Origin of the sequence: Rhodopseudomonas sp. AAP120 (assembly GCF_001295845.1) — a bacterium.
Lineage (GTDB): Bacteria > Pseudomonadota > Alphaproteobacteria > Rhizobiales > Xanthobacteraceae > Rhodopseudomonas.
In genome coordinates this window covers 31,178-53,264 of sequence record NZ_LJIC01000126.1, presented here as the reverse complement: position 1 = coordinate 53,264, position 22,087 = coordinate 31,178, and the positions used below count along the sequence as shown (strand labels likewise).

At 66.1% G+C, this 22,087-nt stretch carries 19 protein-coding genes; 7 read left to right on the top strand and 12 right to left on the bottom strand.

The window, feature by feature from the left end:
- Positions 1-99: 99 nt before the first annotated feature.
- From cybH to IP86_RS19475, 4 genes are all read right to left on the bottom strand, one after another.
- On the bottom strand, positions 100-825 hold the full coding sequence (gene cybH, locus IP86_RS19490; RefSeq protein WP_054164083.1) for a Ni/Fe-hydrogenase, b-type cytochrome subunit: 726 nt from the start codon (positions 823-825) through the stop codon (positions 100-102).
- Between the two features lie 19 nt (positions 826-844).
- Positions 845-2,638 (bottom strand): nickel-dependent hydrogenase large subunit, encoded by a 1,794-nt coding sequence (locus tag IP86_RS19485; RefSeq protein WP_054164082.1) that lies wholly within the window; start codon positions 2,636-2,638, stop codon positions 845-847.
- Positions 2,639-2,656: 18 nt separating this feature from the next.
- Positions 2,657-3,781 (bottom strand): hydrogenase small subunit, encoded by a 1,125-nt coding sequence (locus tag IP86_RS19480; RefSeq protein WP_054164081.1) that lies wholly within the window; start codon positions 3,779-3,781, stop codon positions 2,657-2,659.
- A 284-nt stretch (positions 3,782-4,065) separates the two neighbouring features.
- Positions 4,066-4,479, bottom strand: coding sequence for a hypothetical protein (locus IP86_RS19475; protein WP_054164080.1), 414 nt, complete (start codon positions 4,477-4,479; stop codon positions 4,066-4,068).
- Between the two features lie 83 nt (positions 4,480-4,562).
- On the opposite strand from IP86_RS19475, the gene IP86_RS19470 reads away from it, so the two are divergent.
- The gene (locus IP86_RS19470; protein WP_054164079.1) at positions 4,563-5,120 is read left to right on the top strand and encodes a TetR/AcrR family transcriptional regulator; all 558 of its coding nucleotides are present in this window, start codon (positions 4,563-4,565) and stop codon (positions 5,118-5,120) included.
- A gap of 9 nt (positions 5,121-5,129) precedes the next feature.
- Here the strand turns inward: IP86_RS19470 and IP86_RS19465 are convergent, their stop codons facing one another.
- The 7 genes from IP86_RS19465 to IP86_RS19435 form a co-directional block, all read right to left on the bottom strand.
- Positions 5,130-6,575 carry a nickel-dependent hydrogenase large subunit gene (locus IP86_RS19465; RefSeq protein WP_054164078.1) on the bottom strand — a complete coding sequence of 482 codons (1,446 nt, stop codon included), beginning with the start codon at positions 6,573-6,575 and terminating at the stop codon, positions 5,130-5,132.
- Positions 6,572-7,573, bottom strand: a complete 1,002-nt coding sequence (locus IP86_RS19460) for an NADH-quinone oxidoreductase subunit B family protein (protein WP_054164077.1) — start codon at positions 7,571-7,573, stop codon at positions 6,572-6,574. The genes IP86_RS19465 and IP86_RS19460 overlap by 4 nt, the downstream gene beginning before the upstream one ends.
- A gap of 235 nt (positions 7,574-7,808) precedes the next feature.
- Positions 7,809-8,855, bottom strand: a complete 1,047-nt coding sequence (locus IP86_RS19455; protein ID WP_054164076.1) for a sulfate/molybdate ABC transporter ATP-binding protein — start codon at positions 8,853-8,855, stop codon at positions 7,809-7,811.
- On the bottom strand, positions 8,845-9,762 hold the full coding sequence (gene cysW, locus IP86_RS19450) for a sulfate ABC transporter permease subunit CysW (protein WP_054164075.1): 918 nt from the start codon (positions 9,760-9,762) through the stop codon (positions 8,845-8,847). The genes IP86_RS19455 and cysW overlap by 11 nt, the downstream gene beginning before the upstream one ends.
- A 4-nt stretch (positions 9,763-9,766) precedes the next feature.
- On the bottom strand, positions 9,767-10,630 hold the full coding sequence (gene cysT, locus IP86_RS19445) for a sulfate ABC transporter permease subunit CysT (RefSeq protein WP_502694007.1): 864 nt from the start codon (positions 10,628-10,630) through the stop codon (positions 9,767-9,769).
- Between the two features lie 283 nt (positions 10,631-10,913).
- A complete protein-coding gene (locus tag IP86_RS19440) occupies positions 10,914-11,903 on the bottom strand; it encodes a sulfate ABC transporter substrate-binding protein (protein WP_054164073.1) in 990 nt (329 codons plus the stop codon).
- Between the two features lie 124 nt (positions 11,904-12,027).
- Positions 12,028-12,768: a phosphoadenylyl-sulfate reductase gene (locus IP86_RS19435; RefSeq protein WP_054164072.1), complete on the bottom strand. Its 741-nt coding sequence runs from the start codon at positions 12,766-12,768 to the stop codon at positions 12,028-12,030.
- 362 nt (positions 12,769-13,130) lie between these two features.
- Here IP86_RS19435 and cysD point away from each other — a divergent pair, with 362 nt between their 5' ends.
- The 6 genes from cysD to IP86_RS19405 all read left to right on the top strand — a co-directional run bounded on the left by cysD (position 13,131) and on the right by IP86_RS19405 (position 21,071).
- The gene (gene cysD, locus IP86_RS19430; RefSeq protein ID WP_054164089.1) at positions 13,131-13,925 is read left to right on the top strand and encodes a sulfate adenylyltransferase subunit CysD; all 795 of its coding nucleotides are present in this window, start codon (positions 13,131-13,133) and stop codon (positions 13,923-13,925) included.
- A 26-nt stretch (positions 13,926-13,951) separates the two neighbouring features.
- Complete coding sequence (gene cysC / locus IP86_RS19425; RefSeq protein ID WP_054164071.1) at positions 13,952-15,868, top strand: adenylyl-sulfate kinase; 1,917 nt, start codon at positions 13,952-13,954, stop codon at positions 15,866-15,868.
- A gap of 129 nt (positions 15,869-15,997) precedes the next feature.
- Positions 15,998-17,614 carry an ABC transporter substrate-binding protein gene (locus IP86_RS19420; RefSeq protein ID WP_054164070.1) on the top strand — a complete coding sequence of 539 codons (1,617 nt, stop codon included), beginning with the start codon at positions 15,998-16,000 and terminating at the stop codon, positions 17,612-17,614.
- 24 nt (positions 17,615-17,638) lie between these two features.
- Positions 17,639-18,616 (top strand): ABC transporter permease, encoded by a 978-nt coding sequence (locus IP86_RS19415; protein WP_054164069.1) that lies wholly within the window; start codon positions 17,639-17,641, stop codon positions 18,614-18,616.
- 5 nt (positions 18,617-18,621) lie between these two features.
- Entirely contained in the window at positions 18,622-19,452 is an 831-nt protein-coding gene (locus IP86_RS19410; RefSeq protein WP_054164068.1) for an ABC transporter permease, read from the top strand.
- Positions 19,449-21,071 carry an ABC transporter ATP-binding protein gene (locus IP86_RS19405; protein ID WP_054164067.1) on the top strand — a complete coding sequence of 541 codons (1,623 nt, stop codon included), beginning with the start codon at positions 19,449-19,451 and terminating at the stop codon, positions 21,069-21,071. The genes IP86_RS19410 and IP86_RS19405 overlap by 4 nt, the downstream gene beginning before the upstream one ends.
- A 66-nt stretch (positions 21,072-21,137) precedes the next feature.
- Here the strand turns inward: IP86_RS19405 and IP86_RS19400 are convergent, their stop codons facing one another.
- Positions 21,138-22,028, bottom strand: coding sequence for a LysR substrate-binding domain-containing protein (locus IP86_RS19400; protein WP_054164066.1), 891 nt, complete (start codon positions 22,026-22,028; stop codon positions 21,138-21,140).
- Positions 22,029-22,087: the final 59 nt, after the last annotated feature.

Below are 22,087 nucleotides of genomic sequence, written 5' to 3'. Positions count from 1 at the left end.
TCGCCACCCCACCCCGCTCGCTGCGCGAGCGACCCTCCCCCTCCGGGGGAGGGTGAGGTGCTCGCGGATCGCGATGTGCCCTCATCCTCACTTCGTCACTCAATCCGGCAGATCGTCGCGGAACAGGCGTTCGCCGGAGACGATCGAGGAGATCATGCTCTGGCGGCTGAGGATGTCCTCGCGCACTGCCGCGTAGATGTGGACGATGACGAACACCACGATCGCCCACATGCCCAGATGGTGCAGCGTGTGCAGCGTCTGGCTGGTGAAGAACGAGAACATGAAGCCGAACACGGCGTACTGCCAGCTGTCGATGCCGTGGCCTTCGGAATACAGCGCCATGCCGCTGAGCATCATCAGCACCATGAACACCATGAAAGAGAACATCGCCACATGTGCCAGCGGGTTGTGGCCGATGTACTTCTTCGGGTCCTTGACCAGGAACGCGTACCATTTGAATTCATACAGCATGCCCCACCACCAGGTCTTGTTGGTGAGCGGCAGCCAGAAGATCTGGCGGGAATATTTGTTGCCGACGAACGCCCAGTACACCCGCAGCAGGAAGAACACGACCAGCAGCTGCCCGGCGGCGAAATGCACGAAGCGGATGTAGCCCATCTGGTAGCTGGCGGATGCTTCGCCCGGCACCGACGGCAGCGGCGTGCCGATGAAGTAACCGGTGACGCACAGCACCACGATCAACAGCGCGTTGACCCAGTGCCACAGCCGCACCGGCGCCTGATACACATAGACGGTCTGCAGCGACCGGGCCCGTTCGCCGGCCGAGTCGAGCGCACCCTGAACCCGTGCGATCTGTGTGTTCATGATCGTCTCCCTGGGGCGCTCAGCGCACGGTGACCCTGGTCATTTCCCGACCGTCCTCGCTGATCACATGCGTCGAGCAGGCGAGGCACGGGTCGAACGAATGCAGCGTACGGAGGATTTCCAGCGGCTTCTCCGGATCGGCCATCGGGGTATCGAGCAGCGACGCCTCGAACGCGCCGATGCCGCCCTTCGGATCGCGCGGACTGCCGTTCCAGGTGGTCGGCACCACCGCCTGATAGTTGTCGATCTTGCCGTCCTTGATCTTGACCCAGTGACCGAGCGCGCCGCGCGGCGCCTCGGTGAAGCCGACGCCCTTGACGTCCTTGGGCCAGCTCTCCGGACTCCATTTGTCGACATTGGCGGTGGCGCTGTCGCCGGCCTTCAGGGTGGCGACCAGCTTGTCCTGGAAGTAGCGCAACTGGTGCGCCGCCCATTGCGCCTCGAGGGCGCGCGCCGCGGTGCGGCCGAGTGTCGAGAACAGCGCCGGCAGCGGCAGGCCGAGATCTTTCAGGAGCTTGTCGGTCGGCTCCTTGAACTCGGCCTTGTTCTGCGCGTAGCCGATGATGTAGCGCGCCAGCGGCCCGACCTCGACGGCGTTGCCCTTCCAGCGCGGCGATTTGATCCAGGAATACTTCGCCTCCTCGTCGAGCGCCTCGATCCGGGTCTTGGTGCCCTTGGCGTTGGGGCCGAGCTTGAAATTCGGCTCGGTGACGCCGTCCCACGGATGCAGCCCCTTGGTCTCGTCGGGATATTTGTACCAGGAATGCGCGACGAACTCCTGCACCTGCGACGGATCGGTGAGATCCACCGGATAGACCTCGGCGAGATTGCCGTTCAGGATCACGCCGCAAGGCAGCTTCAGCGACGCTGCCGAGTAGTCGTTGGCATGCTCGGGGATGTCGCCGTAGCTCATCACCGACTTGCCCGACAGCCCGCCCCCATAGGTCCAGTCCTTGTAGAACGAGGCGATCGCCTGCAGGTCGGGCAGATACACCTGATCGACGAAGGTCACCATCTGGTCGATGATCGACGAGACGAGGTTGAGCCGCTCCATGTTGACGGCGCCGACCGCACCGACGCCGTCGATGTTGATGGCGCAGGGCACGCCGCCGACCAGCCAGTTCGGATGCGGATTCTTGCCACCGTAGATGGCGTGGATCTTGACCATGTCCTTCTGGAAATCGAGCGCTTCCAGATAATGCGCCACCGCCATCAGATTGGCTTCGGGCGGCAGCTTGTAGGCGGCGTGGCCCCAATAGCCGTTCTTGAACGGGCCGAGCTGACCGCTCTCGACGAACTTCTTCAGCCGGGTCTGGATTTCCTTGAAATAGCCGGGGCTCGACAGCGGCCAGGCCGAGATCGACTGCGCGAGCGTCGAGGTCGCCTTCGGATCGGCCTTCAGTGCCGACACCACGTCGACCCAGTCGAGCGCGTGCAGATGATAGAAATGCACGACGTGATCGTGCACCTGCAGCGTCAGCTGCATGATGTTGCGGATAGTGTTGGCGTTTTCGGGGATGGCGATCTTGAGCGCGTTCTCGACCGCGCGCACCGAGGTGAGCGCGTGAGTGCCGGTGCAGACGCCGCAGATGCGCTGGGTGAAGGCCCAGGCGTCCCGCGGATCGCGGCCCTTCAGGATGGTTTCGATGCCGCGCCACATCGTGCCGGTGGACACCGCGTTGCGGATGACGTTGCCGGAGTCGAGATTGACCTCGACCCGCATGTGCCCCTCGATCCGGGTCACCGGATCGACCACGATGCGGCGGCCGGCATTGTCGAGCTTGAAGCCGTTGGGTGTCGTAACGTTGGTCATGATGCTGGTATCCCGGGCTTAGGCGGAGGCGCTGGGCGAATTGCCGTTGGATTTGCCGTTGCCGTTCGGCACTTCCTTGCGCCGCGACAGGTTGCGCACGGTGGTGACCGCGGCGTGCGCGGCGATCGCCGCGCCGACCACGCCAGCCGCAGTGGCGCCGATCTTGTCGGCGTTGGCCTCGATGCCGAACTGATTGATCGTGGTGAGGCGATCGTAGAACGAGCCCTGATCCCAGAAATTGTCTTCCGAACAACCGATGCAGCCGTGGCCGGACTGGATCGGGAACGACACGCCGCCGTTCCAGCGCACGGTCGAACACGCGTTGTAGGTGGTCGGGCCCTTGCAGCCCATCTTGTACAGGCAGTAGCCCTTGCGCGCCGCGTCGTCGTCCCATTGCTCGACGAACTGGCCGGCATCGAAATGCGGCCGGCGGTAGCATTTGTCGTGAATGCGCTGCGAGTAGAACATCTTCGGCCGGCCCTGGCGGTCGAGTTCGGGCAACCGGCCGAAAGTGGTGACGTAAGTGACGACGCCGGTCATCACTTCGGCGATCGGCGGACAGCCGGGCACCTTGATGATCGGCTTGTTGCGGATCACCTTGTCGATCGGCGTCGCCTGGGTGGGATTTGGCTTCGCGGCCTGGACGCAGCCCCACGACGCGCAGGCGCCCCAGGCGATCACCGCCATCGAATCCTCGGCCATCTCCTTGAGCTTCTCGACGAACGGCCGGCCGCCGTCGATGCAGAACATGCCGTCTTCATTGAGCGGCGGATTGCCCTCGACCGCGAGGATGTACTGCCCTTTGTACTTGGCGCGTGTCTCTTCCAGGATCGCATCGGCCTGATGGCCGGCGGCCGCCATGATGGTGTCGTCGTAATCGAGCGAGATCATCGACAGCACCGCGTCCTTGGCGAGCGGATGCGCCGAGCGGATGAAACTTTCCGAGCAGCAGGTGCATTCCAGCCCGTGCATCCAGATCACTGGCACGCGCGGCTTGGTTTCGAGCGCATGCGCGATCTGGCTGGTGCCGATCGGGCCGAGGCCGAGGCTGGTGGCCGTCAGGCTGCAGAACTTGATGAAGCTGCGGCGGGTGATGCCCTGCCGCCTGATCACCTCGTAGAAGGTTTCGGTCGCTGCGCCCATGATGGCTCCTCGGTGTCCTCGCCGCGTGCGAAGTCTTTTCAGCTTCGCGTTGAGGCCGGGATCGCAAGAACCATGCCAGCGGCGCCGCAAGTCGCGCGCCGTGCCCCAAGTGATTGAAAGCAACTGGTAAAGGTGCGAGGGCGGCGGTTCGTGCTGCAGCGCCGCGCCGCCGCCGCGAGTGATAACTCCGTTGCTACGCTGCAAAGGCCGTGACCGCGGACCGATGATCCGCAATCAGGATGCGTCCGCTTATCGTGGAGCATGGGTGCAGGCGCGCACCCGGCTCACTTGCTCTTCGTCGCGAAGAATCGCCAGTTTGCGATCGCCGCCAGCCGGTGCGGCTGGGCTGTTTCCTGATAGGCTTTGGTTTCCACGATCCGCCTCAGATCGTCGAGGCTGCGATACCGGACGATCGCGATATCATCCCAATCCTCGTCGGGACCGGCCAGCAGGCCGCTGAGGCGATCGCCCGCATAGACGAGCTCCATCTCGATCCCGAGGTCCGCCGCGACGGCGCGGATCGCGCCCGCATAGCCCTGGTAGTAAGCCTCGCGTGAACTCTCTTTGGCGCCGGCAAACCCGTGGGGATAGTGCGGACGCTCGTGAAACCACAGCAGGTTGACCATGACGACAGGGCCGTCTCCGATCGTCTTGCGCGCGGCGTCCAGCGCCTGCGGCGTCAGTTCGTTCAAGATCATGGGCTCTCCGATTTCTGACGGAATGGCAATTTTTGTCAGAATGACAAGTTGACGAATTTCGATATTTTGTCAACAAGGACCCGGTGAGTGAAAAGCGAAGCAAAGAGCTGATCGCAATCGAGAGCGCGACGGACGTGTTCTCGCGATTCGGCTATGCCCGGACCACGATGGGCGACATCGCCGCGAAAGCCGGCATGTCGCGGCCGGCGCTGTATCTGCTGTTTCCCGACAAGCAGGCCGCATTCGATCGCGTCATCGCCGAGATGGACCGGCGCACGCTCAGCGAGATCGCCGCGGTGTTGCCGACGCTAAAAGGTCTGGAGGCCAAGCTGCTGCACGCCTGTGAGGCCTGGGGCCTTCACGGCGTCGAGCTCGCGGCGGTCCATCCGGATTCCGCCGATTTGTTCGACCTGCGATTCCCGGCGGTGCAGCGGGTCTATGTCAACTTCCAGACGCTGATCGCAGAGCTGATCGCCGACGCGGCGAGCTGTTCACGGGTGGGTGTCGACGCGGCGGAGATCGCGCGCGTGCTGGTCTACGGTCTGCGCGGCCTGCGCGAGGGCGCTTCCGACGTCGAGGACATGCGCCGTATGATCGCCGTCCACGTCGCGATATTCGCCCGAGCGCTGCAGGCGGACTGAGCCGCCGATTCAGTGCGCCGTGCACACCATGCAGGGATCGAACGAGCGGACGACGTGCTGCACGGCGACCGACTTGGCGCCGTCGGCGCCGACCGGCGTGCCGGCGAGCGCCTGCTCCAGCGGACCGGCGACGCCGTCGCGGTCGCGCGGCGAGAAATTCCAGGTGGTTGGCGCGATGATCTGGTAGCGGCGGATCTTGTCGTCAGACAATTCGATCCAATGGCCGAGGCTGCCGCGCGCCGCCTCGATCAGGCCGATGCCGGCGCCCTCGCCGCTCCGTGCGCCACGATCGAGGAAAGGCGCACGCAGATCGAGCCGGCGCGCCCAGTCGTGCATCGCCAGCGCGAGCTTCGCGGTCTCGCGCAGCCGTGCGATCACCCTGTTGACGACATTCGGTCCGCTGCGCGAGAGGAGATCGCGGATCAAGGGATCCCCGTCGACCGCCTGCCGCGCCAGCGCGCCGACTTCGACCGGGCGTCCGGCATAGCGCGGCGCCTTGCACCAGCTGTAGCCGGCCGGCTTGTCGGCGTCGGGATCCGTCTCGGCCTCCGCCGGCCGCAGCGCCGTGTCGCGCATCCAGGCGTGGGCGACGTCTTCTGAAATGACATCCGGATCGAGCGGTGCGAGCGTCCCCGTCGTCGGATCGTAGATGCCGCGGGCGAACAGCGGAGCGTCGCCGCCGTGATAGGCGCCGTAGCTCATCAGCGGCAGCGTCAGGCGGCCGAGCCGATCGAAGCCGAGATCGTCGGCGACGGCGAGGAAGCGGGCGAAGTCGCCGCCGCGGCCGTCGCGCCATCGCTCCAGCGCGGCGAAACTGTCGAGCGCCAGCACATTGTCGAGCGTATCGGCGAACACGACGCGTTCGAGGAAATCGCGCAGATCGCCGATGATCGAGATCAGCTGCACGCGCTCGCCGAGGTCGATCGCGCGTGTCGTGCCGCCCGGCTGAAACGCCAGCGAGTGCGGCCATTTGCCGGCGAGCAGACCCATGATCTGCAGCAGCCGCGCGCGGGCCGGCAACATTTGCTGCGCGGCGCTGCCCTGCACGGCCTTGAAGCGCGTCGCGACTTCGCCGTGCCACGGCCGCTCCGCGTAGCTGTCGCGGGCAAGGTCCGGCATGAAGAACAGATAGAAGTGCGTCAGATGATCGGCGGTGTTCTCCGCCGCGTGGGCGAGATTGGCCGCGAGGACGCCATTCTCGGCGGCGCGAATGCCGTCGACCGCGCGTAGCGCCGCCACCGCCGCGAGCGACTGCGACACCGAGCAGATGCCGCAGATCCGCGGCGCCAGCGTCAGCGCATCCAAAGCGGGACGGCCGCGCAAAATCTGCTCGAAGCCGCGATACAGCGGTGCGGTGACTTCGGCCGTCGTGACGACGCCGTCGTCGATATCGAGCCGCACTTCGAGATCGCCTTCGACGCGGTTGAACGGGCCGACCGTGACTCGCCGGGTCATTTGCGCCGCCCGCCGTCGCTACGCGGCGGCACGACGATGTGGTCGGCGGCGGCGTTGGCGCGCACGCGCTTGGGCGTCGCCGATTTCGACAGCGCCGCCAGCGCCACGAACCACGCCTTCGGCATATCGAGCGGCAGGCCGACCGGAATGCCGCCGAGCTTGGCGGTCTCCAGGAAGTTCTGCGAAGTTTCGAAACCCGGCGAGGTGCAGGCGATGCAGGCATAGCCGCCGCTGGTACACGAACCGCTGCCGTTCCAGCCGCGCTGATTGCAATCGCCCACCGCCTGGGTGGCCTTGCAGCCGAGATGCTCCATCAGGCAGCCCTGCTGCGACATCTCCTCGGCGCTGGCCTTGAATTCGTAGTACTCGTTGCGGGCGCAGCCGTGATGAGCGAGGTGGTCGGCATAGAACCGCGGCCGGCCGAAACTGTCGAGCGCATCCGCATCGACCCCGCCGAGCGCCAGCGCCGCCAGCGTTTCGGAGATCCAGCCGGGGTGCGGCGCACAGCCGGCGATGTTGATCACCGGCAGGCCGGCGCGGGAGCGAAACGCCTCGCCGAGCACACCGCCGGCTTCGGCTCCGGCGAATTGCAGCCCGCTGGCGTCGGTCGGATTGGTGCCGGCCATCGGCACGCCGCCGAACGCCGCGCAGCTGCCGGCGGCGACGACGTAGCCGGCTTGCGGCGCCAGGGCATTTACCCAATGCAGCATCGAGCGGCCAGTGCCGCCCAGCATATTGAAGCGGCCGCTGCCGTTCGGCCCGCGCAGCACTGAGCCTTCCAGCACCAACGCGTCGAGCCGCTGTGTGCCGTGGACGATCCGCTCGAGGATTGCGACCACCTCGTCCGCGGTCGCCTCGCTCAGCGACGGATGCCAGATCAGATCGATGCCGAACCGCGCCAGCTCGGCGAACCAGCCGGCATGGCCATTGTCGAGCGCCGCCATGGTGCATCCGCCACAGCTCGCGCCCTGCAGCCACAGCACGTTGAAGCGCTCCATGCCCCGCAGCCTCCCGCCCGCTGTTCTCTCTTGTTAGCGCGGGGACGGACTAAAGCGAGTTTCCCTCCGCGCCGCAAGCGAGGCCTTGGGAGAAGGACAGCCGAGAACCCACGACCTCGTCATGGCCGGGCTTGTCCCGGCCATCCACGCCTTTTCGGCGTTTCCGTCAGCAAGGCGTGGAGCCCGGCACGAGGCCGGGCATGAGGATGGGTGGTGCGTTAGAGAAGGCGAAGTGTCAGTGGTCCGCGAAGATGCGGTAGCGCTGCGGCTGCAGGCCGATGCGGTCGCCGACTTTGAGGGAGTGATCGCGCGGGGCGTCGATCTCGATCAGCGTATCGCCGGCGCCGCCGTTCAGCACGATGTCGGCGCGCTGCATCGGGCCGAAGGCGCGCACCGCCTTGACGGCGCCTTCGAGCACGCCGGTGCCGCTCGGGCCGACCGCGACGTCGTGACGGCGAACGAACAGTTTCGATGGGCCGGACACGGCGTCGGTCAATGCCAGATCGAGCACGCGGTCGCCGAGCCGGACGCGTCCGTCCAGCACCTCGACCGGCAGCACGATCGACTCGCCGATGAAGCCGTGCACGAAGGCGGAGGCCGGCCGCTCATAGACGTCGCCGGGCGAGCCGATCTGTTCGATGCGGCCCTTGTCCATCACCACCACGCGGTTGGCGACTTCGAGCGCCTCTTCCTGATCGTGGGTGACGAAGATCGAGGTGACGTGGATCTCCTCGTGCAGATTACGCAGCCAGGCGCGCAGCTCCTTGCGGACCTTGGCGTCGAGCGCGCCGAACGGCTCGTCGAGCAGCAGGATGCGCGGCTCGATCGCCAGCGCACGGGCAAGCGCGATACGCTGGCGCTGGCCGCCGGAGAGCTGGTTCGGGTAGCGGTCGGCGAGCCAGCCGAGCTGCACGAGGTCCAAGAGATCGCCGACCCGCTTCTTGATCTCCGCCTCGCTCTTGCGGATTTTGCGCGGCTGCACCCGCAGCCCGAACGCGACGTTCTCGAAAACGCTCATGTGCCGGAACAGCGCGTAGTGCTGGAACACGAAGCCGACGTGGCGCTCGGCGGCGCCGCGCGCCAGCGCATCCTCGCCGTCGAACGCGATCGAGCCGGCGTCGGGCCATTCCAGCCCGGCGATGATCCGCAGCAGCGTGGTCTTGCCGGAGCCGGACGGCCCGAGCAGCGCCATCAGTTCGCCGGTCTCGACTCGCAGGTCGACATTGTCGAGCGCGCGGAAGCTGCCGAATTCCTTGACGATGTTACGAACTTCAATGGTCATCGGGATGCAGCCCTTCCTCGATACGGCCTTCCAGCACGGTCTTGACGATCAGCGTCACCAGCGCGAGCAGCGCTAGCAGCGAGGCGATCGCGAATGCGGCGACCATCTGGTACTCGTTGTAGAGAATTTCCACCAGCAGCGGCATGGTGTTGGTTTCGCCGCGGATGTGGCCGGAGACCACCGATACCGCGCCGAATTCGCCCATCGCGCGGGCGTTGCACAGCAGCACACCGTACAGCAGACCCCATTTGATGTTCGGCAGCGTGACGCGCCAGAATGTGGTCCAGCCGCCGGCGCCGAGCGAGATCGCGGCTTCCTCTTCCAGCGAGCCCTGCTCCTGCATCAGCGGGATCAGTTCGCGCGCGACGAACGGAAAGGTCACGAAGGTGGTAGCCAGCACGATCGCCGGCACCGCGAACAGGATCTGCACGCCGTGCGCCATCAGCCACGGCCCGAACCAGCCCTGCGCGCCGAACAGCAGCACGAAGACCAGGCCGGAGATCACCGGCGACACCGAGAACGGCAGGTCGATCAGCGTGATCAGCAGCGTCTTGCCGGGGAATTCGAACTTGGCGATCGCCCATGCGGCGATCACGCCGAACACCAGATTGAGGCCGACCGAAATGCCCGCCGCAATCAGCGTCAGTTTGATCGCAGCCAGCGCCTCCTCTTCGGCCAGCGCCGCCAGATAGAAGCTGATGCCTTTCGACAGCGCTTCGGAGAACACCAGCAGCAGCGGCAACACCACGAACACCGTGAGGAACGCGACCGCGAAGCCGATCACCAGCAGCCGCACCCACGCCGGCTCGGTATGCGCGCCGCGCCGCGTTGCAGCCGCGGGGGTGGAGGCCGTATCGGCCGATTTGCGCACAGGGCGCCTCACTGGACTGGTTGCGACCAACGTCATGATATCACGCCGTGGCCAGCGACCGGGACTGTGCCCAGTGCTGGATCCGATTGAGAATGAAGATGATCACGAAGGAAAACACCAGCATGACGACGGCGATCGCGGTCGCGTCGGAATAGCGGAACTCCGACAGCCTGATCACGATCAACAAGGGCGCGATCTCCGAGACGTTGGGCAGATTGCCGGCGATGAAGATCACCGAGCCGTATTCGCCGACCGCGCGGGCAAAGGCGAGCGCGAAGCCGGTCAGCAGCGCCGGCGTCAGTGACGGCAGGATGACGCGGCGGATCGTCTGCCAGCGCGATGCTCCGAGGCACTCGGCCGCCTCTTCGAGCTCGACGTCGAGATCGATCAGCACCGGCTGCACGGTGCGGACGACGAACGGGATGCCGATGAAGATCATCGCCAGAAAGATGCCGAGCGGCGTAAACGCCACCTTGATGCCGAGTGCGGCGAGCGGCGCGCCCAGCCAGCCCTTCTGCGCGAACAGCGTGGTCAGCGCGATACCCGCCACCGCGGTCGGCAGCGCGAACGGAATGTCGACGATGGCGTCGAAGATCCGCCGGCCGGGAAAGCGATAGCGCACCAGCGCCCAGACGATCACCAGCCCGGCGACGAGGTTGACGCAGGCCGCCGCGAACGACAGGCCGAACGAAATCTTCAGAGCGTGCAGCGTGCGCTGCGACGTCACCGTCTCCCAGAACTGCGCGAGACTGAGATCCGCCGTCTTCACGAACAGCCCGGCCAGCGGAATCAGGATCATCAGCGACAGCCAGGTGATCGTGAGCCCCATGGTGAGGCCGAACCCGGGCAAAGAGCGCTTACGCGAAAGCGTGCTCACAGGGGCACCTGCGCGGTACCTTCGCATGAAGCGACATACGCCGCCACACGATCAGCGTCATTGCGAGGAGGCGTAGCCGACGAAGCAATCCAGCTCCGTGCACGGCGCTTCTGGATTGCTTCGCTTCGCTCGCAACGACGCGTGGAGAGGTCAGGGATTACGCGCAAAGGCTCGGCGGCGTTGCGACGCCCCCTCACCCCACCCCTCTCCCCGCGCGCGGGGAGAGGGAGCGCGCTGCTATCGGTGCTAAGCATACTGTCCCCAACTCTGCGGATCGCGGCCGCGCCGGACGGATCGCGACCGACGCCGCTCAGTTCTTGTAGATCTTATCGAACACGCCGCCGTCGGCGAAGTGTTCGGTTTGCGCCTTGGTCCAGCCGCCGAACACATCGTCGATGGTGAACAGCTCGACCTTGGCGAACGAGCCCTCGTGCTTCTTGGCAATCTCCGCATCGCGCGGACGATAGAAGTTCCGTGCGGCGATTTCCTGGCCGTCCTTGGAGTAGAGATACTTGAGGTAGGCCTCGGCGGCGGCACGGGTGCCCTTCTTGTCGACCACGGTGTCGACCACGGCGACCGGCGGCTCGGCCAGGATCGACACCGAGGGCGCGACGATCTCGAACTTGTCGGCGCCGAATTCCTTCACCGCCAGATAGGCCTCGTTTTCCCAGGCCAGCAGCACGTCGCCGACGCCACGCTCGACGAATGTGACGGTCGAGCCGCGCGCGCCGGTGTCGAGCACCGGAACCTGCTTGTAGAGCTTGGCGACGAAGTCACGCGCGCCCTCCTCCGATCCGGATTTCTTCAGCGCATAGCCCCACGCCGCCAGATAATTCCAGCGTGCGCCACCCGAGGTCTTCGGATTCGGCGTGATCACGCTGACGCCAGACTTCAGGAGATCGTCCCAATCCTTGATGCCCTTGGGATTGCCCTTGCGCACCAGGAACACGATCGTCGAGGTGTAGGGCGAGGAGTTCTGCGGCAGGCGCTTCTGCCAATCCTTCGACAGCAGCCCCTTGTTGGCGATCGCGTCGATGTCGTAGGCGAGCGCCAGCGTCACGACATCGGCCTGCAGCCCGTCGATCACCGAGCGCGCCTGTGCGCCGGAGCCGCCGTGCGACTGCTTGATGGTCAGCTTGTCGCCGGCCTCTTTCTGATAGGCGGCGGCGAAAGATTTGTTGAAGTCGCTGTAGAGCTCGCGGGTCGGATCGTAGGACACGTTGAGCAGCGTCACGTCCGCCGCCTGGGCGGAAGTCGCGATCACCAGGCCGGCGAACAGCGGAATCAGTCGGCGAAGCATTTCAATTCTCCATGGTCCGGACGGCGTCTGTGTCGTCTGCGGCGGAGCTGCGAAACTCAAGAATGAAGCCGCTCAAGTCAACGGAACCGAATTTCATTGTTCGATCGGGCGCGACAGCAATCTGCTACGAAGTCTTCATCGTGTGAATGCCGCATTCCGTCTTGCTGCGGCCCTGCCAGCGGCCGGAGCGCGTATCGTCGGCTGACGACGCGCGGCTGGTACACGGCATGCAGCCGACGGAGAGGAACCCGGACGCCAATAGCGGATGCGGCGGCAATTTGCCGAGCGTGTAGATCGCGTCGATCTCTTCGCGCGAGACGTCGGCGAACGGATTGAATTTCAAACGCACTCCATCGGCTTCGACCACCGGGATCTCCGCGCGCGCGCCGCCCTGAAATCGCTTGCGGCCATTGATCCAGCCATCGAACGGCGCCAATGCGCGGCGCAGCGGTTCGACCTTGCGGATGAAACAGCATTTGTCCGGATCGGAAAACCACAGATCCTGTGCCGGATCGTCGCGGTCGAGATCCGCCGGCAGCGGCTTGATCGAGCGCACGTCGGTGAGGCCGAGCTGATCGATCAGCGTATCGCGATACGCGAGGGTCTCGGCGAACAGCCAGCCGGTGTCGAGAAACACCACCGGGATCGCCGGATCGACATCCGCCATCACCTTGAGCAGCGCCGCCGACTCGGTGCCGAACGACGACACCAGCGCGACGCGGTCGCGGCCGAGCTCACGCACCGCGGCAGCGATGATCTCCGCCGGTGAGGCACCATGCAGCGCGCTGTTCAACGTGGCGGCGCGCACGGCCACCGCGTCGCGCGCCGGAGCCTGCGAAGGGGAGTGCTGGGTGAGCTCGCTCATAGCCGAATGACTTTCTGCGCCGGTCGCGTTGGCGGTTCATCAACGCGCCGCGGCGTGAAGTGACCGAAGAAGGATTGACTAGAAATATTTTCTATCTATGTATCTTACAAGCCAGATCGATAGAAAATTATTCTTTCTGTTGAGGGCTTCCATTGTAGAAATTCCATCCCTCACTTACGCGCCGCAGAGATGTTCGTTCTCCTGACGATGATGACGCCATCTTCTCCGCGCGACAACGGCGGTCCGGACCAGTCCGGACCTGCTCTGCCGGGAGCCTGTGCATGACCCTCGCTGCACCCGAACTTCGCGCCGCGCAGCCGGCGTCGCTGCCCGATCTTCCGCCGCGCGACGCGCTGCCGCCGATGGATCACCTCGACGCGCTGGAAGCGCAGAGCATCTACATCCTGCGCGAGGGCTTCGCCCGGTTGAAGAAGCTGGCGCTGCTGTGGTCGCTCGGCAAAGACTCCAACGTGATGATCTGGCTGGCGCGGAAAGCGTTCTTCGGCAAGGTGCCGTTCCCGGCGCTGCACGTCGACACCGGCAAGAAGTTTCCCGAGATGTACGCCTTCCGCGAACATTACGCGAAGGAATGGGATCTAGACCTGCGCGTCGATCCCTGCCCGCCGATCGACAGCGTCGACCCGACCTTGCCGCCGGCGGCGCGCTCCGCGGCGCGCAAGACGGAGGGCCTGAAGATGGCGCTCGCCAAATACGGCTTCGACGGATTGATCGCCGGCATCCGCCGCGACGAGGAAGCGACCCGCGCCAAGGAGCGCGTGTTCTCGCCGCGCGGCACCGAGGGTGGATGGGACGTGCGCGATCAACCGCCGGAATTCTGGGATCAGTTCAACGCCTCGCCGCCGCCCGGCGCTCACCTGCGCATCCACCCGATCCTGCATTGGACCGAGGCGGATATCTGGGCCTACACCAAGCGCGAGAACATCCCGATCATCCCGCTGTATCTGTCGCAGAACGGCAAGCGCTATCGCTCGCTCGGCGATCAGGACATCACCTTCCCGGTGGCCTCGAACGCCTCGTCGATCGACGAGATCCTGCACGAACTACAGACCACCAAGGTGCCGGAGCGCGCCGGCCGCGCGCTCGACCACGAGACCGAGGACGCGTTCGAGCGTCTGCGCGTCGCCGGCTATCTGTAAGCAAACGTCCGACCATGAGTGACGCCATGACCATTGCGGTCCCGCCCGCCTCGCTAACCACCCCGAACGGCACCACGCGGCCGCTGGTCCGCATCGTCATCGTCGGCCATGTCGACCACGGCAAGTCGACGCTGGTCGGCCGCCTGCTGCACGAAACCGGCTCGCTGCCGGACGGCAAGCTGGAAATGCTGAAGGCCGTCAGCGCCCGCCGCGGCATGCCGTTCGAATGGTCGTTCCTGCTCGACGCGCTGCAGACCGAGCGCGACCAGGGCATCACCATCGACACCACACAGATCAGCTTCCGCACGCGCTCGCGCGACGTCGTCCTGATCGACGCACCCGGCCACGCCGAATTCCTGCGCAACATGATCACCGGCGCTTCGCAGGCCGATGGCGCGGTGCTGATCATTGACGCGCTCGAAGGCGTGCGCGACCAGACGCGGCGGCACGGCTATCTGCTGCACCTGCTCGGCATCAAGCAGGTCGCGGTGGTGGTCAACAAGATGGACCGCGTCGACTTCTCGGCCGAGCGCTTCAGCGCGATCAGCGACGAGATCACCGCACATCTCACCTCACTCGGCGTCACCCCGACCGCCGTGATCCCGATCTCGGCGCGCGACGGCGACGGCGTCGCCGAGCGCACCGACAACATTCGTTGGTACCAAGGTCCGACCGTGGTCGAGGCGCTCGACGCGCTGACGCCGTCGCAGCCGCTCGATCAGCTGGCGCTGCGGCTGCCGGTGCAGGCGATCTACAAATTCGACGATCGCCGCATCGTCGCCGGCCGCATCGAATCCGGACGGCTGCAGGCGGGCGACGACATCGTCATCATGCCGGCCGGCAAGATCGCCAAGATCAAATCGGTCGAAAGCTGGCCGGTGACGCCGGTGGCCGGGCCGCAGGGCGCCGGCCGCTCGGTCGGCATCACGCTCGACCGCGAGCTGTTCGTCGAGCGCGGCGACGTCATCGCCCATGCGGGCGCGGCGCCGCGTGATACACGGCGGCTGCGCGCGCGCATCTTCTGGCTGCACGACCAGCCGCTCGAAGCCGGCGCCTCGATCCTCGTGCGGCTCGGCACCCGCGAGACCCGCGCCACCGTGGTGGCGATCGAGAAGGCGGTCGATCCCGGCGATCTCGGCAGCAGCGAAGCCAAGGCGATCGCCCGCAACCACGTGGGCGAGATCGACCTGTCGCTGGCGCAGCCGGTCGCAGCCGATCCGGCCGAGACCTTCCCGCGCACCGGACGCCTGGTGATCGAAGTCGGCGGCCGCATCGCCGGCGGCGGGCTCGTGCTGAGCGTCGATGCCGGCCAGCGCGCCGCCACCGCCGACATCGTCCCGGTGGAGTCGGCGCTGCGGCCGGAGGAGCGCGCGGCGCGCTTCCGCCACACCGGCGCGGTGCTGTGGTTCACTGGCCTGCCCGGCTCCGGCAAATCGACGCTCGCCAAGGCGATCGAGCGGCGGCTGTTCGACCGCGGCGGCTCGCCGATCCTGCTCGACGGCGACACGCTGCGCGCCGGGCTCAATAGCGATCTCGGCTTCTCGCCGGAAGACCGCAGCGAAAACATCCGCCGCCTTGCGGAGATTGCCGCGCATCTCGCCGCCAACGGCCATGTGGCGATCGTCGCCGCGGTGTCGCCGTCGCTGGAGGATCGTGCCGCCGCGCGGCGCATCGCCGGTGAGAATTTTCGCGAGATCTACGTGGCGACGCCGGCGGAAGTGTGCGAACAGCGCGACCCGAAGGGGCACTACGCCAAAGCCCGCGCTGGCGCGCTGCAGAACTTCACCGGCATCGGCACCGACTATCAGCCGCCGGTCGCCAGCGAGCTGACGATCGACACCTCGGCGCACAGCGTCGCCGAGGCCGCCGACAAGGTCGAGACCATGCTGGCGAGCAGCGGCGTCCTGGTCGGCGAACTGATCGACCTCGCGGCGCATATCTGAACAATCAGTCGCGGCGCCGCCGCGACTGCCCAACTTCCCTCCACGACGTGCGACCGAAAATGGCTTGATCAGCGGCGGCCTCGTATCGTCTTATGGGTTCCGCCCGCCTCATTCCTGCCAGGAGACCGCATGGCCTTGTCGCGCCTCGAGATCAATCGCCGCACCATTCTGCTGACGTCGGCCGCGATCGCCGCCAATGTGATCAACCCGATGCGCGCCTTCGCGCAGGAGACGCCGCGCAAGGGCGGCGTGTTCAACGTCCACTATGGCGCCGAGCAGCGCCAGCTCAACCCGAGCCTGCAGGCTTCGACCGGCGTGTACATCGTCGGCGGCAAGATCCAGGAGCCGCTGGTCGATCTCGACGCCGCGGGCAATCCGGTCGGCGTGCTGGCGGAGAGCTGGGAAGCGTCGCCCGACGGCAAGACCATCACGTTCAGGCTGCGCAAGGGCGTCGTCTGGCACGACGGCAAGCCCTTCACGTCCGAGGACGTCGCCTTCACGGCGATGAACATGTGGAAGAAGATCCTCAACTACGGATCGACGCTGCAGCTGTTCCTCACCGCGGTCGATACGCCCGACCCGCAGACCGCAATCTTTCGCTACGAGCGGCCGATGCCGCTCAATCTGCTGCTACGCGCGCTGCCGGACCTCGGCTACGTTTCGGCCAAGCACATCTACGAGACCGGCGACATCCGGCAGAACCCGGCCAACCTCGCGCCGATCGGCACCGGCCCGTTCAAGTTCAATAAATACGAGCGCGGTCAGTACATCATCGCCGACCGCAACGACAATTACTGGCGGCCGAACGCGCCGTATCTCGACCGCATCGTCTGGAAGGTGATCACCGATCGCGCCGCCGCCGCTGCTCAGCTCGAGGCCGGCGGGCTGCAGCTCAGCCCGTTCTCGGGACTGACGATCTCCGACATCGCGCGGCTCGGCAAGGACAAGCGCTTCATCGTCTCGACCAAGGGCAACGAGGGCAACGCCCGCACCAACACCATCGAGTTCAACTTCCGCCGCAAGGAACTGTCGGACATCCGCGTCCGCCGCGCCATCGCGCACGCCATCAACGTGCCGTTCTTCATCGAGAACTTCCTCGGCGATTTCGCCAAGCTCGGCACCGGCCCGATCCCCTCGACCTCGACGGACTTCTATCCGGGCCCGAACACGCCGCAGTACCCGTACGACAAGAAGAAAGCGATCGCACTGCTCGACGAGGCGGGTCTCAAGCCCGCCGCCGGCGGCACCCGGCTGTCCCTGCGGCTGCTGCCCGCGCCGTGGGGCGAGGACATTTCGCTGTGGGCGACCTTCATCCAGCAATCGCTCGGCGAAGTCGGCATCCAGGTCGAAGTGGTGCGCAACGACGGCGGCGGCTTCCTCAAGCAGGTCTATGACGAGCACGCCTTCGACCTCGCCACCGGCTGGCATCAGTATCGCAACGATCCCGCCGTCTCGACCACGGTGTGGTATCGCTCCGGCCAGCCGAAGGGCGCGCCCTGGACCAATCAGTGGGGCTGGGAAGACGCGACGATCGACAAGATCATCGACGACGCCGCCACCGAAGTCGATCCGGCCAAGCGCAAAGCGCTTTACGCCGACTTCGTTACCCGCGCCAATACCGAGCTGCCTATTTGGATGCCAATTGAGCAATTGTTCGTCACGGTGATAACGGCGAAGGCCCGAAATCACTCTAATACGCCACGCTGGGCTTCCTCCACATGGCACGATCTTTGGCTGGCCGAATAGCGCCAACTTCGCCAAGATGATCGCATGCGTATCCTGAGCCTTGCGGGGCGGCGTCTCGCCGCCTCGATCCCGACCCTGCTGCTGATCCTGATCGGCATCTTCCTGTTGCTGCAATTCGCGCCCGGCGACACCGTCGACGCGATGATGGCCCAGATGGGCGGCGGCGACGCCGCCACCGCCCGCGAGCTGCGCAAATTCTACGGCCTCGATTTGTCGATCCCGCTGCAGCTCAGCCAGTATCTGTGGCGGCTGGTGCGGTTCGACCTCGGCTTCTCGTCGATCTACGGCAAGCCGGTCGCCACCGTGATCTTCGAGCGGCTGCCGGCGACGCTGCTGCTGATGACCGCTTCGCTGTCGTTCGCGTTCTTCGCCGGCCTGATGCTCGGCGTGATTGCGGCGCGCGGCGTCAACAAGTGGCCGGATACTCTGATCTCGACGCTCGGCCTGATCTTCTACGCCACGCCGTCGTTCTGGTTCGGCCTGATGGCGATCGTGGTGTTCTCGATCTATCTGCAATGGCTGCCGGCCGGCGGCTTCGAGGACATCGGCGCGGCCGCCACCGGCCTCGCGCGAACGCTGGACATCGCCGCGCACTTGATATTGCCGACGCTGACGCTGGGGCTGATCTTCCTGGCGATCTACCTGCGCATCATGCGGGCGTCGATGCTCGAAGTCCTCAACCTCGATTTCGTTCGCACCGCCCGCGCCAAGGGCCTCGACGAGACCCGCATCGTCGTGCGCCACGTGCTGCGCAACGCGCTGCTGCCGATGGTGACGCTGATCGGGCTGCAGGCAGGCACCATGTTGGGCGGTTCGGTGGTGGTCGAGAGCGTATTCTCGCTGCCGGGTCTCGGGCGGCTGGCCTATGAATCCGTCGTGCAGCGCGATCTCAATACGCTGCTCGGCATCGTGTTCGTCTCGGCGCTGCTGGTGATCGCCGTCAACTTCCTGGTCGACTTGCTCTACGCCCGGCTCGACCCGCGCATTACGGCGGAGACTTAGGCGTGATGGACGCGATCAAGCGCTACTTCCGCAGCCCGGCCGCAATTGTCGGCCTGATCCTGCTGCTGCTGGTGATCGGCATGGCGATCAGCGCCGGCTGGCTCTATCCGCGCGATCCGCTCGCGCTCGCCGGCCGGCCACTGATCTGGCCATTCAGCAATCCGCGTTTCCTGCTCGGCACCGATAATTCCGGCCGCGACATCGCCGCGCAGGTGTTCTACGGCGCGCGGATCGCGCTCTTGATCGGCGGCGCCGCGACCGTGATCGCGATCGTCATCGGCGTCCTGATCGGCGCCTTCGCCGGTTACTTCGGCGGCTGGGTCGACACCGTGCTGATGCGGATCACCGAGGCGTTCCAGATCCTGCCGAATTTCGTGCTGCTATTGGTGCTGGTCGCGGTGTTCGGCTCGACGCTGGCTACGGTGACGATCGCGGTCGGCATCGTGTCGTGGCCTGCGCCGGCGCGGCTGACGCGCGCCGAATTCCTCAGCTTGCGTAATCGTGAGTTCGTCCAGGCCGGCCGCACGCTCGGGATGAAGGACCTGCAGCTGATCCTCGGCGAGATCCTGCCCAACGCGCTGCCGCCGGTGATCGTCTATGCCAGTGTGGTGATGGCGGTGGCGATCCTGCTGGAGAGCGCGCTGGCGTTCCTGCGGCTGTCCGATCCCAACGTCGCCTCCTGGGGCAATCTGATCGGGCTCGGCCGCGACGTGCTGCGCGTGCAGTGGTACGTCTCGGCGATCCCGGGCATCGCCATCCTGATCACCGTGCTGGCGGTGTCGCTGGTCGGCCAGGGCCTCAACGACGCGCTCAACCCGAGGCTGAAGGGCCGATGACCGCGCCCGCAGTTCTCACGCTGGACAAGCTCAGCGTCCGCCTCCCCGCCGGCGCCGACCGCTCGCACGCGGTGCAGGGCGCCTCGCTGTCGATCGCGCCCGGCGAAATCCTCTGCGTCGTCGGCGAAAGCGGCTCCGGCAAATCGATCATGGCCAACGCCGTGATGCAGCTGCTGCCCGGCGGCGTCGCGCTCGGCGGCGGCCGCGTGCTGTTCGAGGGCCGTGATCTGGCGAAGGCCAGCGCTGCCGAGATGCGCCAGGTGCGCGGCGCCGGCATCGCCATGGTGTTCCAGGAGCCGATGACCGCGCTCAATCCGCTGCGGACCATCGGCGACCAGATCGGCGAGATGTTCTCGATCCACACCGATCTGTCCAAGCGCGACATCAAGGCCAAGGTGCTGACGCTACTCACCGACGTGCGCATTCCCGATCCGGCGCGCGCCGCCGGCGCTTATCCGCACGAGCTCTCCGGCGGCCAGCGCCAGCGCGCGATGATCGCGATGGCGCTTGCGCTCGATCCGAAGCTCTTGATCGCCGACGAGCCGACCACCGCGCTCGACGTCACCACGCAGGCGCAGATCCTGCATTTGATCCGCGAGTTGCAGAGCCGGCGCAACACCGCGGTGCTGTTCATCACCCATGATTTCGGCGTCGTCGCCGAGATCGCCGACCGCGTCGTGGTGATGCAGCATGGCCAGATCGTCGAACAAGGCAAAGCCGACGACGTGCTGCAGCGGCCGCAGCATCCCTATACGCGGCAACTGATCGCCGCAGTGCCGCCGCTGACCGCGCCGCCGCCGCGGCCGTTCGGCGGCGACACCATCCTGAGCATCGACAACGTCTCGAAGACCTTCCGCACCGGCGGATTCCTCGGCCGCGGCGCGCGCGTCACCGAGGCGGTGAAGTCGGTGTCGCTGAAGCTGCCGAAGGGCGCGACGCTCGGCATCGTCGGCGAATCCGGCTCCGGCAAGTCGACGCTGGCGCGCTGCATCATCCGACTGCTCGATCCGGATTCGGGCTCGATCCTGCTCGAGGGTCGCGACTGGGCGACGATGCCGCGCGACGAGGTCCGCCGCGCCACGCGCCACATGCAGATGGTGTTTCAGGACCCGTTCGCCTCGCTCAATCCGCGCCACAAGGCCGAGGAACTCGTCGCGCAGGGCCCGATCATCCACGGCACGCCGCGCAAGCAGGCGATCGCCGAGGCACGCAAACTGTTCGAACTGGTCGGGCTCGATCCGTCAGCCGGCGACCGGCTGCCGCACGAATTTTCCGGCGGCCAGCGCCAGCGCATTGGCCTCGCCCGCGCACTGGCGCTGAAGCCGGACGTGCTGATCGCCGACGAAGCGGTGTCAGCGCTCGACGTCTCGGTGCAGGCCCAGGTGCTAAAGCTGCTCACCGGCTTGCGCGAGCAGCTCGGCCTGTCGATCATCTTCATCACCCACGATTTGCGCGTCGCCGCACAGATCTGCGACCTCGTCGCGGTGATGAAGGACGGCGCAGTCGTCGAGCACGGCCCGGCCGGCGAAGTGTTCAACGCGCCGAAGCATCCATATACTCAGGCGCTGCTCGCCTCTGTTCCCGGCGGCGACTTCGCGCGGAGTCACGTTCAGGCGTAGCTCCGATACGCTGCAACGCTCCGGACGGCGGAGCCGGGCACGATCGACACCACCCGGCGTCGCCCCCTAGCGGGAATGCCGGCAGCGATCGACGATCCAGCGAACGAGTCGTCCCTCCGCCTCGGACAACGGCTGCTCGACGAGATGACAGAGGTAGTAGTCCCGGCCGTCCTCCAGCACAGGATCGAAAAGCCGGAGCAGGCGTCCCTCGCGGGCGAACACATCGACAAGCGAGGGGCGCAGCAGCGCGATGCCCAGCCCCTCCAGCGCCGCCTGTAACGCGAGATTGCCATCCTCGACCAGCAGCCCGTTGGGCGGCTCGCCCTCGACGCTGTGCATGTCCCACCACTGCTGCCAGCCGGCGCGATCCTGATCGTGGATCAGTGCGTAGTTCTGAAGTAGCTTCGGATCCGTCGCCACGTCCGGGTGCAGGGCCAGGTACGCCGGACTGCAGAACGCAGCCATCGCGCCGGACAAAATCCGGTGAGCCTCGTATCCTTTCCAATTGCCATCGCCGAAACGAACCGAGAGATCCGCCGAGTCGCTGACGTAGTTGCGATGGTGGGTGTACGAGACGTTGAGGTCGATGCTGGGGTTCTGGTCCAGGAACTCCTGCATGTTGCGGAACAGCCAGGCGCGCGCGAACAGCGGGATCACGCCGAGCCGAACCTGCGTGCTCCGGCTGCCCTCGCGCAATTGGTCGGTCGCGCCGCGCAGCACCGCGAAAGCCGTGCGGACCGAGCGGAAGTATTCGCGTCCGGCGTCGGTCAGGATGAGGCCGCGCCCCTGCCGCCGGGTCAGAGGCTGACGCATGAAATCATCGAGCAACGCAAGCTGATGGCTGATCGCCGACGGCGATACCCCCAGCTCTCGGGCGGCGGCGGTGGCTCCGCCGAGCCGTGCGACAGCCTCGAAGGCCCGCACCGAGGTCAACGGCGGCTCGTCCCGCTCGCTCATAGTCATTCCTCATATATTGAATAATTCTCATATAAATAGCCCGTTGACGGTTTAATTCC